This is a genomic window from Gammaproteobacteria bacterium (assembly GCA_029884425.1).
Classification (GTDB): domain Bacteria; phylum Pseudomonadota; class Gammaproteobacteria; order S012-40; family S012-40; genus JAOUHV01.
The window spans coordinates 23,300-36,286 of sequence record JAOUHV010000030.1 but is presented as its reverse complement, the minus strand read 5'-3'; the positions used below and the strand labels follow the sequence as shown (position 1 = coordinate 36,286).

The following is a 12,987-nucleotide window of genomic DNA, read 5'->3' as shown; positions in this document are numbered from 1 at the left end:
ACCAGGGCAGCGGCATCATGCTTAAATTCTGTCGTAAAGGTTCGACGCTGTTTTTTCATGGAACACCTCGTTCAGGGTGGCAATTTTACCACCTAAAATGGTGTCCGGTTTTATTAGACCACTACAGTTTATCAGTGGGGAGATAGGCAATTTAATTACATAACTAATACAGACTGACTCCGTCGATCGGTTATGCAGAGCCAGCCAAGTTTACGGCGAAAAAACGACTGGTACTAGAGTGATTCTACCAACCTACTATTACCGGTTCGTTGCTGGCTAGATTGCTGGCAGTGAATCCAGAGGCGGGCTTTTTGTTGGCGGCCTGTTTTTATAACATATTGTTTATCATGAGACTTCTCCGTGTCGCTGTTCTTTACTGAGCCTTTCTGTGCAACAGCACATCCGTTGGGCGTTGGCGAAAAAACGGCTAGCTTATTGAAATCTATAATAATGTCTCAATAAGCCAACAGTTGTAGCGTGTGCTAATGGTTACTACCGCTGCGATGCCTGTCAAGGATAATGTTGTCAGGAAATTTTACATGGATGGGTTTCTATCATTTGGTGTTGAAGTGTAACTGTTTGAAAATAAACAAATAAAAAAAGTGGCCCGGTTCCTGCTATCTATCGAACAGGCGGGGTGGTCCCGCAATGTTGAAGGACTCTGAAATATATGAAAACGAGCATGATTTCTAAGGCAGTTGTAGTGGCTCTGGCCATGACTGCTTCAGGCGTTGTGATGGCAAATCCTGTTGCTGGCAATACCTGTGGTGCACCTGACCGCATAGCAACTTTGGTTGATGCTGCGCAGTGTGCCTACGGTTCAAGTGCTAATCCAGATGCTTCTCTAGTTGGTAGCATCTACGGTGATACCTGGACCAAAGCGGGTGAGTTGACCGGTAACGGTACTAATGGCTACTTCACTGCTACTGGTAACAACTGGGGCAGCATTCCTGCGAGCGGTACTTGGGCGATTGATCCTAGCTTCTGGAATCACTTCACCAAGGGTGCTATCAGCATGCACGTTGGTCAAGGTGGTGGCGATCCAGACTATTGGGTTTGGTTGCTGAAGGACGACAGTACTTCAGGTACTTGGGATTTGGCTAAGCTGCAGAAGAGTGGCGGCGGCGGTCTGTCCAACATCAAACTGTGGGGCGTGGTTGGCGAGCGTGAAGTTCCCGCTCCTGGCGTGCTGGCACTGTTGGGTGTAGGTCTGTTCGGTCTGGTTGTAGCGCGTCGTCGTAAGGCGTAAGCGCTCTACGCGCTAGGCTTGCGTACAGCAGGCTTTGGGCCGTAACCAGCAGGAAACCTCGGTAGCGATACCGGGGTTTTTTTGTGCGTCGATGACTAGAATCACGCAATGAATTTGGCGAATTTGGCTATAAAACACGCAGTCGACTTGATTTGCCATCCCCGATAACATAAACTGATTCCAATTTCCATTCGGGGACGAAAAAAAATATTTATGCCTGTCTGATGAATAGGCTATGGCTTTTTTCAAAAAACAGCATAATATATGCCTCGCTCTGGTCCCTCCTAAAAATTAGAGCAAAGGTTTTGTAATACTTACTTTTTATTTTACTTTTGAGGTAATAAACATGCGTATTTCTATTGCTGGTATGATCGTTCTGGTTGCTCTGTTGGCTGGTTGCTCCAAGTCTGAAGAAGCTGCTTCTGAAGCAGCAGCTCCAGTTGCTGAAACTACTGCTCCTGCTGCTGAAGCAGTAGCTACTGACGTTGCTCCAGTTGAAGAAGCTGCTCCAGTTGACGCAGCTGCTGAAGCTGCTCCTGCTGACGCTGCTGCTCCTGCTGCTGCTCACTAAGAGTTTAGCGTTACACAAAAAAGGCTGGTGGGGTTTCCCTGCCGGCCTTTTTGCTTTTTGTCAGTTGTCCTTTTGTGGAGTTAGCTACCAGCGGCTGATGCTAAGATCATCTGGAAAGATGTAGCATGTTTGGCAGCTGGATACTGTTCCGCCCACTTGAAATTTCTGTAGTCACTTTTTTTCCCCTTTCTTCGAGATGCGGGCTGTTCTGCTAAGTTCCGCCTAAAAAATAGACGTTTGTCACATAGACTGTGTTCAAAAAAGCGCAAAGTTTTTCCAAATAGCAGTCGCTAACTACAGGGAAGGCAAGGGTATTTTGCTGATGATCCTGAGTGACAGGTCTCCCCCCCCTTCTTGGTCGTTTACTCACAAAAGAGCGTTACTTCTACCACAGTGACATAGTTATGCTTTCTGAAGCCAAAACCGAACAAAAATCACAAACTGCGGAAGCGTTGGTGCCAATGATCGACCTGTTCGCGGTTTTGGCATTGGTATTTATGCTCTATTCCCATGAAGAAATTGTGACGGTTCAACAGGAAACCAGCGAAAAAATTCAGCAATACGAAGCCAAGGTTGAATTTGAACGGGAGGAATCGGAAAGACGAATTGAGCGGGCCAAGGCATCTAACATCACCATGGAGGCCATAAAACAACGCCAGGAGGAACAGGCCAAACAGCTGTTGGCGAAGTTTGCCCAAATGCTGGCAACGGAACAATCCAAGGTCACCAATGAGTACGAAAACCTGGTGGTTGATATTGAAGACAAGCATGAGCAAAAACAGAAGGAATTGGAACAGAAACGCCAGCAAGATTTAGATGAAGCCAAGAAAGAGTACGAGCAGACCATCGCTGAACGGGAAAAGGTTTTTGAAGAACAAAAACAGCGGGAATTGGCGAATGCCACTGAGCGGTATAACCAGCAGTTGGTTGAACAGCACACACGGCTTGAAAATCAGAAGCGCAAGGAGCTAAAGCTGGCCATGGAGCAGCTTGATCTGGCGCTGACGGCGCAAGAAACCGAGTTGGCCAATCAAAAGAAACAGGAAATCGCCCAGCTCGAGCAGGATTATGCCGTGGCTCTTACCAACCAGAAGACGGTGATGGAGGCGCAGAAGCTGCGGGAACTTGAAAAGGCCAAGGTTGAGTTTGACGAGGCAATCAAGTCAAAAACATCCAGTCTTTATAAGGAAAAAGAACAAGCACTGCAGCAGGCCAATACAGAATACAGTCAGGCGTTACTGGCACAGCGCACGGCTATGGAGTCTCAGCGCAAAATAGAGCTTGAGCAGGCCCAAAAAGACTACGTTGATGCCCTCAGCAAGCAGCAATCATCGCTGGCAGACGAGAAGCGCCAGGCGCTAGAAACGGCGCAGCGGGAATACTCAAAGTCATTAATCGAACAGAAAAATGCAATGGAGGAGCAGCGTCGCCAACAGTTGCTGACGGCGGAGCAGGAATATCAGGAATCATTGAAGAAAAATGAAAAAAGCTTGATTCAGGCAAAACAGGACGCAGTCAAACAGGCCAAGCAAGCCTACGAAGTGGCGCTGGCCTCGCAAAAAAGTGCGTTGGATTCGGAAAAACAACTTGCACTGCAGCAATTGAAAATCGAGTCAGAGCAGAAGATTCAAGATCAGCAGCGTCGCCTGGAAGAGGAAAAGCAGCAAGCCCTGGATCGAGTGGCGCAGGAGCGTGAGAACGCGCTGGTTGCGCAGCGAAATGAAATTGAAGAGAAAAAACGCAAAGAGCTGCAGCAGGCCAAATCGGAATATGAGAAGGCACTGGCAAGCAATCAAAGCAAGCTAGCCAGCCAGGCAAAGCAGGAATTGGCTAAAGCCCAGCAAGCTCATAACCAGGCTATTCTGGCTCAGAAGCAGGCACTTGAATCGCAAAAGCAACGCATCCTGGATGAAACTCAAAAGCAGCTGGCGAAAGCGCAAACAGAATATGAAGATGCGTTGAAGACCAAGCAAAATGAAATGACGGCGAGCAAGCAAAAAGAGCTGGAGCAGGCCAAGCAACAACACATGAACGCTTTGGCTGCGCAGCGAGCTGCACTGGAGTCCCAGCGGCGTACAGAGCTTGAGCAGGCTCAGGCCGCCTATGAAGACGCATTGACGTCAAAACAAACAGAGTTATCAAATAAAACCAAAGCCGAGCTAGCCAAGGCCCAGGCTTCGTATTCGCAGGCGCTGCGTGCGCAGAAGGAAGCGCTGAGTCAGCAAACCAAAGAAACACTGGCTGAAGCGCAGCGCGAGTATGAGCAGGCTTTGCAGTCCAAACAAGCCGAAGCTACCGCAGCCAAGAAAACTGCCCTTGACCGGGCTCGCCAAGATCATGCGAAGGCTTTGCGCGATATGCAAGCCGAGGTTGAAAAAGAACTGCGTGATGCGCAATTGGCCTTTGCTGAAAATCTGGCCAAGAACAAGTCTAAGCTGGAAAGTGAGAAGCAGCAGGCATTGGCGACTGCGAATGAAAAGTTCCAGCAAAAACTGGGAGACGAAAAAGCGAAGTCGGACAAGCTCAAAGGCGAGCTTGATGATTTCCTCAAAGCCAAAGAAGCCAAGGAAAAAATTGTTACCCAGCTGAAGGATAACTTTAAGGGATTTAATAGTTCATCCGTCGAAATTGATAGCCGCACGGGGCAGGTGAAAATGCACTTTCAGGAATCCTATTTCAAATTGGGAACCAGTGAGCTAACCGACGAGATGAAAGCTGTCTTGAGGGTGATGATTCCAAAATATGCCAAGAGTATTTATAGCAACAAAGAGGCCGCCAAGCAGGTTGGTGTATTGAAAATAACCGGATTGACCTCTCCCATTTACAAAGGCCGCTACATTGACATAAATGACAAGTCTGCTCATACCGAAGATGCGCGAAAATTTAACGTCAAGCTGAGTAACGAGCGGGCAATGGCGATGTACAACTTTATTTTCAATGATCCATCAATGAAGGACTTTGCGTATCGCGAAGAGCTTAAAGCCAGCATGGGTGTGTCTGCGCAGGGTTTCTTGAACGCGAAACCGGTGCCAGCAAATCTGGTGGGGAAGAAAGCAGATTGTGTGGAATATGATTGCAGTCAGGAGCAGGCAGCGGTGCTGCAGTTCCAGATGAACATGGAACAGTAGGTGGGCAGCATCTAGCTGGTTAGCGAGGTTGATATGATATATCTATTTTTGTTATCGATAGTGTCGTTGGTGCTTGGCGGATTTTACGCAAGCGGCATCGCGCTAACTAACGAGATGATCGGTAATGTCTTTGTCGTCGGCATACTGGCGTTGTTTGTCATCTTTACGATTTTCAAGTTTGGGGTGCATTACAAAATCAGTGCGCTCAATAAGTTCTGCCTGGCATTTTATTATTCGGTATTTGAATACAAGAAAAAATCCCAGAAAAGTCTGAGAAAGATAACGTTTGCCAACAGCTTCAGGGAGCAGGCAGAAATTGCCATGTCGGCTAACTTTGATCCAAAAGTAGCCAAGATCGCGATGAAAGTTCCGGTGTCCATGTATACCAAGGACAGTGCCTATATGCCGGTTTTGCGGGCGAGGATCAAGGAAGCTGAACGATTGAAGATTGAGGCCAAGGAACTTGAAGGCCGTGCCAGCAAGATTATTCGCGAAACTGAAAATATTTTAGTTGAGAAGAAAATTGCGGAGAAGCCGGAGAAGGGATCGTTTTTTGAGCGGTTGTTCAGTATCCAGGACGGCGTGCAAAACATGATCGAACTTACGGTCAATGAAGTCTCCGACAATGATTACACGCAAGCGCCGGAATACGAAATCATTGCCCACATCGCGTTGGACAATAACCCGTACTACGGTACTGTCTTTAAAATTTTCAGCATGGAAAGTGTTATTGCCGTGCTCAATCGTGTGCCGTTCATGATCATTCTTGTGGGCATCATCGGAACGTTTGCGGGATTCTATCTGGCGATGAGCTCAGGCGGTGATTTGAAGGGTGGCGCGGCGGTGGCGATTGCCAGCTCGTTGGTTGGTCTGCCGGTGTCATTGGCCATCGACTATATCAATACACTGTTTCCGGATGCGGAGCGCTACCAGCAGGCATTCAACCGCTACAAAATGAGTCTGGAAATTTTGTACAACCACGAACGGGATCGTTTCCCCAATCGGCAAGGGCGTCGCAGTACGGATTACACCGGCTTTCTGGCTGAAACAGCCTTTGATGCCAGGAGGGACGATGATGAGGATGAGGACGATGAGGGGCCTGGTTGAGGCGATGTTGTGGGTTGGACAAATAGGGTTGGGGGCGTTAACGCCCCCAACCTTTATTTTTGGACGGCACCTTAAGGGGGGGGGGGGACGATTTGTATGATTTGTGAGCAGGCAAGACTTTAGAAGTTCCCACCCTTCTGAGGTAGAATAGCCAACACGTCATCGCGCCACAGCCCGATGTGGAGTCCCGATAGCTAAAAATGACAGGATATTCTATGACCGACAAAGCAAAGATTATTTACACACTCACGGACGAAGCGCCAGCGCTGGCGACTTATTCGTTTTTGCCTATTGTGCAGGCATTTGTGGGGGCGGCGGATGTGGTTATGGAGACCCGGGATATTTCTCTTGCTGGACGGATTATCGCGAATTTGTCTCCGTATCTTCCGGAGAAGCAGCGCGCCAGCAATGCGCTTGCCGAGCTGGGGAAATTGGCGACATTGCCCGAAGCCAATATCATCAAACTACCAAACATTAGCGCCTCGTTGCCCCAGCTCAATGCGGCCATCAAGGAATTGCAGGCCCAGGGCTATGCCTTGCCGGATTATCCAGCCAACCCGGTGACGGATGAAGAAAAGGCGATCAAGGCCGCCTACGGCAAAGTGCTCGGCAGTGCGGTTAATCCTGTGCTGCGTGAAGGAAACTCGGATCGTCGTGCGTCGCTGTCGGTGAAAAATTACGCGAAAAAACACCCGCATTCCATGGGGGCGTGGAGCAATACTTCCAAAACCAATGTTGCCCATATGCACAGTGGTGATTTTTATGGTTCGGAAAAATCCGTGACCCTGTCATCAGCGACGGAATATCGCATCCAGTTTGTTGGCAAAGACGGAGCGGTGACTTCGCTCAAATCCGCTGCCAAGCTGCAGGCCGGTGAGGTGATTGATTGCTCGGTAATGAGTATGAGCGCGCTGAAAACGTTTTTGGCATCGGCTATTAAAGATGCCAAGCAACAGGGTGTGTTGTTCTCGTTGCACATGAAGGCAACGATGATGAAAGTTTCGGACCCCATTATTTTTGGTGCGGCAGTCTCGGTATTTTTTGAGGAGTTGTTTGCAAAACACGCGGCAACGTTTGCGAAACTCGGTGTGAATCCGAACAACGGTCTGGGTGATGTGTTTGCCAAGATCAAAACGCTTTCTGCAGCGGAACAGCAGTCCATTGAAAATGATGTTCAGCAAATTATTGCCGCCAAAGCGAGCATCGCGATGGTTGATTCTGGCAAGGGAATTACCAATCTGCACGTACCAAGCGATGTGATCATTGATGCATCCATGCCGGCAATGATTCGTGACTCGGGCAAAATGTGGGACAGCCAGGGCAAGCGCCAGGATACGTTGGCGGTGATTCCTGATCGTTGCTATGCCGGCGTTTATCAGGAGACGATTGATTTTTGCCGAACTCACGGCGCGTTTGATCCAACCACCATGGGGACGGTTCCCAATGTGGGATTGATGGCGCAGCAGGCCGAAGAATACGGCTCGCACGACAAGACGTTCCAGTTGTCTGCTAGCGGCGTGGTGCAGGTGATTGATGCCAACGACCAGGTGCTGATGGTGCAATCGGTCGAGGCTGGCGATATTTTCCGCATGTGTCAGGTGAAAGATGCGCCTATCCGCGATTGGGTCAAGCTGGCCGTGACCCGCGCGCGTTTGAGCCATACGCCGGCGATTTTCTGGCTGGATGAAAAACGTGCCCACGACGTGCAACTGATCAAAAAAGTAAAAACCTATCTGCAGGATCATGATGTGTCCGGATTGGACATTCGCATCATGAATCCACGCGAAGCGACGCGCCATACGCTGACCCAAATCAAACAGGGCAAGGATGTTATCTCGGTTACCGGCAATGTGCTGCGTGATTATTTGACCGACTTGTTCCCGATTTTGGAATTGGGTACGTCGGCGAAAATGTTGTCCATTGTGCCGCTGATGAACGGCGGTGGTTTGTTTGAAACCGGAGCGGGCGGCTCTGCGCCCAAGCATGTTCAGCAGTTGCTGGAAGAAAATCATTTGCGCTGGGATTCGTTGGGTGAGTTTTTGGCACTTGCTGCTTCACTGGAGCATTTGGCTGTGACCTTCCACAGCAGCAAGGCGAAAGTGCTGGCGGACACGCTGGATGTGGCCAATGGTCGTTTCCTGGACGCAAACAAATCACCATCGCGCTCAGTGGGTGAACTGGATAATCGCGGCAGTCATTTTTATCTGGCGCTGTATTGGGCGCAGGCACTGGCAGCACAAACCGATGATGCGGCATTGCAGGCGAAGTTCAAACCGGTGGCGGATGCCATGAGTCGCGACGAAGCAAAGATTGTCGCGGAACTCAATGGTGCGCAAGGTAAAGCGGTAGATATTGGCGGTTATTACCAGCCGGAATTTGCCAAGGTGACGGCAGTAATGCGTCCCAGCGCCACACTGAACAAGATTATCGCCACCATCTAAATCCGGTGAGCTAAAAATCGACGGGGCCTGGCGATGTATTTCGCCGGGCCTTTTTTATGCGAGATGTGTTGGCAGGTGATCAGGGTGAATGGAATGACGCTGATAATGCGATGGTACTTCTGGTGGCCGCTGGTGTTGGTGGTCGGGTTTTTCTGGCCGTTTGCCGAGCGTGCTGATAGCCAGGTTTGGCATGATCTGCAGGATTACGCGCATCTTTTTGCATTTTTTATCCTGTCGTTTTCCTGTTATGCCTTGTTGTGCCGATTTCATGTGACGCATGCAAAGCGTTTTGTGCCGCTGATTTGTGTTCTGATTATTTTTGCGGTTGAAATAATACAGCCCATGGTTGGACGCACTGCAAGTTGGGTTGATGTGCAATTTGGTTTGCTGGGTGTGGGTGTTTGGTGGTTGTGGCAAGCGTGGTCCACTCGAGTTCGTGGGGGACAACGTGCGGCTCTTGTTGTGATGCTGTTGGTCGTGGTCATTGTGCCGGGCTGGTCGGCATTGCAGGGAGTGTATTCGTTGGTTTGGCGCTGGCAGCAGGCACCGATACTGGGAGATTTTGAAAGCTCGCTGGATCTGCATTTGTGGCGGGCCTATGGGCGGCAGGGAGATCAACGAGCGATTGCTATCCAATCGGCTGATCAATCCAGGCACGGCAGTTATTCACTGTTGCTGCAAACCCTGCCCAAGGTTTGGAGTGGCGTACGCTATGAAGCCGGTGACCGTGATTGGTCTGCGTATCAGCGGCTGAATTTTTCCATTTACCTTGCCGGTGCTCAGTCGGCTGGAATTGGGATGCGCATTGATGATCAGCGGCGCTCGCCGGAGTATGCGCAGCGGGTGAATATAGGGCTGAAACTGCAACCGGGCTGGAATGATATTTCCATGGATATGGCGGAGTTGGATCAGCGGGTGCAAAGCAGGACGTTTGATTGGACAGCGGTTCGTTATCTTTATTTTTTCGTTTCGCCCGAGCAGTCCGCACTGCAGCTCTACATTGATAATGTTTATTTGCAATAGCCTGCCATAGCAGACAGTGTTTACTGCTGAAATGGGGGGGAATTAGCTATTTTTGTTCCGCCTCCTTGGGTATGCTAAAGCTGTATGTTGCGCTGGATGTAACCATTGGTTCAACCCTGGAAACGTGAGTCGAGTAGGGGAGCATATGGAAACGCATACCTTTTTTCTTCATCTTCTGACTATTTTGATTACCGCGCGGATTTTCGCTGAAATCGCCGTGCGGATGAAATCGCCGTCGGTAATTGGCGAATTGCTCGCCGGTGTGGCTTTGGGGCCCAGCTTGTTTGGCTGGCTGGAACCGGATCAGGTCATCAAGTTGCTGGCGGAAATCGGCATTATCTTGTTGCTGTTCGAAGTGGGCCTGGAAACCGATGTTCGACGTTTGGCTCATGCTGGACGCAAGGCGGTGATTGTGGCCTTTGGCGGTTTTGTTGCGCCGTTTGTGCTGGGATTTTCGCTTAGTTTCTGGCTGTTCGAATTGTCGTTGTTGGTGTCTTTGTTTATTGGCGGCACGCTTACGGCGACCAGTATCGGCATTACTATTCGGGTGTTGAGCGATTTAAAACGTCAGCAAGAGACTGAGGGTCAAGTCGTGCTCGGCGCGGCAGTGATCGACGACGTGCTGGGTGTGATTTTGCTCGCTATTTTGTACGAATTCTCGGTGGATGGTGGTGTGAGCCTTGGCAGTGTTGGTAAGGTCATGCTGTTTGTGGGGGCTTTCTTCATCTTGGCACCGGTGGCGGCCAAGTTAATGTCGCATTTGATTCGTCGGGTCGATGCGGTAAGCACAATTCCCGGCTTGATTCCCACTACCATGGTGTCGTTGGTGCTTTTTTTCGCCTGGCTGGCACATGCGATAGGTGCGCCTGAACTGCTGGGCGGCTTTGCCGCTGGATTGGCGCTTTCGCGCCGGTTTTTCCTGCCCTTTGGTATGGCGCTGCGGAATTCAGAAGAGTTTGCCCATCGTATTGAAACCCAGATGAAGCCGATCATCCATCTGTTTACACCGATCTTTTTTGTCACGATTGGTTTGTCGCTTAATTTTCGGGAAATTGATTGGTCTTCGCCATTCATCTGGAGTTTTGCCGTGCTGTTTTTTGGGGTAGCAGTATTGGGTAAGTTGATGGGGACCTTGTTTATCCAGGATTCCTGGAAAATGCGTGGTTTTGTGGGGATGGCCATGGTGCCACGGGGTGAAGTCGGTTTGATTTTTGCTGAGTTGGGACGGGCAGGCGGAATTTTTAACAACGAAATCTACACAGGCATGGTCATTGTGATTGCATTGACCACCTTGTTGCCACCATTGGTCATGAAGTGGGCTTACGCAAAGTACGGGGCTCCCTAGACCAAGGGCATAGATGTTGTGCGTGGCAAAGAATCGGGCGCAGATCTGAGTGGGTGATCAAAACAAAGGAGTGAATTGATTTGAGGTGGTGTGCGCGTGCCGCGCTGTGTGTTGGTTTGTTTGTGTTCTCCATTGCCGCATCCGCTGAATCGATTGTTGATGTTTCGGGGGATTTTGTCGATGTATTGCCCAAGGCATGGATGCTGGAGGACAAAACCCAGAATCTGACTGCAGCCGATGTTGTGTCCGAGTTCGCTTCACGAGCTGAGTTGAAACAGTCGACGGCGAATTTTGGATTTAGCGATGCCGCTCACTGGTTTGGTGTTTTACTGCATAATCCGCAACCGCATGTGCTGCGCCGTTTGTTGGTGGTTGATCCGACCTGGCTGGACAAGGTCTCGATCTACTACCAGTCACCGTTGGGCAAACTGATACAGATACACGGGGGGGATACGCTCCCGTTTTCATCTCGAGCCATTTCGCACCATAAAATTAATTTTCAACTGGATATTCCATCGGGGACGAGCAGGCTGATCATCCGTACTCAGACGGTGGACCCCTACGTGGTTAATCTTGAGCTGTGGGAGCCTGGCGCATTTCACGCGGCAGATGCGGATCAGCGCCTGTACATCGGCGTGGTGTATGGCGCAATTGCGGCTTTGCTGCTGTATAACCTGGTGCTGTTTTTTTCTGTACGGGAAAGTGTCTACGCGGCGTATTCAGGCTATCTGTTTAGCTTTCTGGTCATGCATTCCACCTACAACGGTTACACCTACGCGCTGCTATGGCCTGATTCGCCTGTTTGGGGTAATTGGGCGCACGCTATTTTTATTTATATTTTTGTTTTTTCAGGTTTGTATTTTTGTACGCAGTTTTTGCAACTGCGGGAAAAAATGCCACAGGGATTTCGTGCCGTTAAAATCATTGCCGTGTTGGCGGTACTATCGTTTTTACTCACGCCTATGGTGGGTGGGTACAGCTTACAGGTACAAACCTCCATCATTTGGGTGGTGTTGTATACGCCGACAGCGTTGGTGCTGGGATGGATTTCGCTGTTTCAGGGAAATGCCGCCGCGCGGTATTTTCTTACCGCCGCCCTGGCGGGATTTATCGGTTCATTTGTGACGGCATTGACGGTATTAGGCTTCATACCATTTACGTTTTTCACTTATCACGCGGTTGATTTTGGCATGCTGGTGGATGCAGTGCTGCTGTCGCTTGCCTTGGCGGATCGTTTGCGCATTGCGCGCGTTGAGGCGGAAAGCGCAAAAAACAAATTGCTGGAAACGACTTCGCGGTATGCGGAGGATCTTGAACAACAGGTTCAGTTGCGTACGATCGAATTGAAGCAGGCCAATGCCACCAAGGACAAATTTTTATCGATTGTCGGCCATGATTTGAAAGGCCCCATTGGGGGCTTAAACACCTTGTTTTCCACCTTGGTCATTTCCAGCAAGGACATGACCGATGACACTCTGGAAACCGTACGTACTACGGTGCGGACTACTTCAGACTTTTTAGATCAGCTGTTTATGTGGGCACGAACGCAGCGTGGCGATCTTCGTTGTCAGCCTCAGTGGTTTGATGTGACGGAAATTGTGACGGAGGTGTTTGGCTTTTTGGGTTCGCAAGCAGCGGCCAAGGGTATAACGTTGACCCGGGATGGGGTGTTATCTGCCAATGTATATGCTGATCGAAAAATGATCAGTTTGGTTATACGCAATCTATTAGGGAATGCGATTAAATATTCGTTTGCTGGGGGCGATATATGCGTGACGATCAATGAGCAGGAGGACCATTGGCGTATCCAGGTAAAGGACAGTGGTGTCGGGATATCACCGGCGGTGCAGCAATCGCTGTTTAGAGCAGACACCAAGCCGGTGTCGCTACCTGGAACTGAAAACGAGGTCGGCACGGGGCTGGGATTAATACTTTGCAGCGAATTTGTCCACATGAATGGCGGGCAAATTGGTGTCGAAAGTGCTCCAACGGAAGGAACCCTGTTTTGGTTTACCGTACCAAAATTGAGTTCGGGTAGGTAGCGTCGAGTTTATGTCACTAGTGTGGTTAAGCATTAGTTTTAGCTTGTCAATTTGCCTTTATAAAATCGTAATAACAGTTAG

The 12,987-nt window shown here is 49.7% G+C and carries 8 protein-coding genes; all 8 read left to right on the top strand.

All coding sequences use genetic code 11. From position 1 onward, the window contains the following. The first annotated feature begins 682 nt into the window (after positions 1-682). The gene (locus OEW58_09210; protein MDH5301525.1) at positions 683-1,249 is read left to right on the top strand and encodes a PEP-CTERM sorting domain-containing protein; all 567 of its coding nucleotides are present in this window, start codon (positions 683-685) and stop codon (positions 1,247-1,249) included. Positions 1,250-1,595: 346 nt separating this feature from the next. Continuing rightward, positions 1,596-1,820, top strand: a complete 225-nt coding sequence (locus OEW58_09205; GenBank protein MDH5301524.1) for a hypothetical protein — start codon at positions 1,596-1,598, stop codon at positions 1,818-1,820. Between the two features lie 404 nt (positions 1,821-2,224). Further along, the gene (locus OEW58_09200) at positions 2,225-4,948 is read left to right on the top strand and encodes a hypothetical protein (protein ID MDH5301523.1); all 2,724 of its coding nucleotides are present in this window, start codon (positions 2,225-2,227) and stop codon (positions 4,946-4,948) included. Positions 4,949-4,981: 33 nt separating this feature from the next. Next, on the top strand, positions 4,982-6,055 hold the full coding sequence (locus OEW58_09195) for a hypothetical protein (GenBank protein ID MDH5301522.1): 1,074 nt from the start codon (positions 4,982-4,984) through the stop codon (positions 6,053-6,055). A gap of 215 nt (positions 6,056-6,270) precedes the next feature. After that, positions 6,271-8,496 (top strand): NADP-dependent isocitrate dehydrogenase, encoded by a 2,226-nt coding sequence (locus tag OEW58_09190; GenBank protein ID MDH5301521.1) that lies wholly within the window; start codon positions 6,271-6,273, stop codon positions 8,494-8,496. A 93-nt stretch (positions 8,497-8,589) separates the two neighbouring features. Further along, positions 8,590-9,519, top strand: coding sequence for a VanZ family protein (locus OEW58_09185; GenBank protein ID MDH5301520.1), 930 nt, complete (start codon positions 8,590-8,592; stop codon positions 9,517-9,519). A gap of 145 nt (positions 9,520-9,664) precedes the next feature. Beyond that, positions 9,665-10,864, top strand: coding sequence for a cation:proton antiporter (locus tag OEW58_09180; protein ID MDH5301519.1), 1,200 nt, complete (start codon positions 9,665-9,667; stop codon positions 10,862-10,864). Positions 10,865-10,944: 80 nt separating this feature from the next. Continuing rightward, entirely contained in the window at positions 10,945-12,906 is a 1,962-nt protein-coding gene (locus OEW58_09175) for a sensor histidine kinase (GenBank protein MDH5301518.1), read from the top strand. Positions 12,907-12,987: the final 81 nt, after the last annotated feature.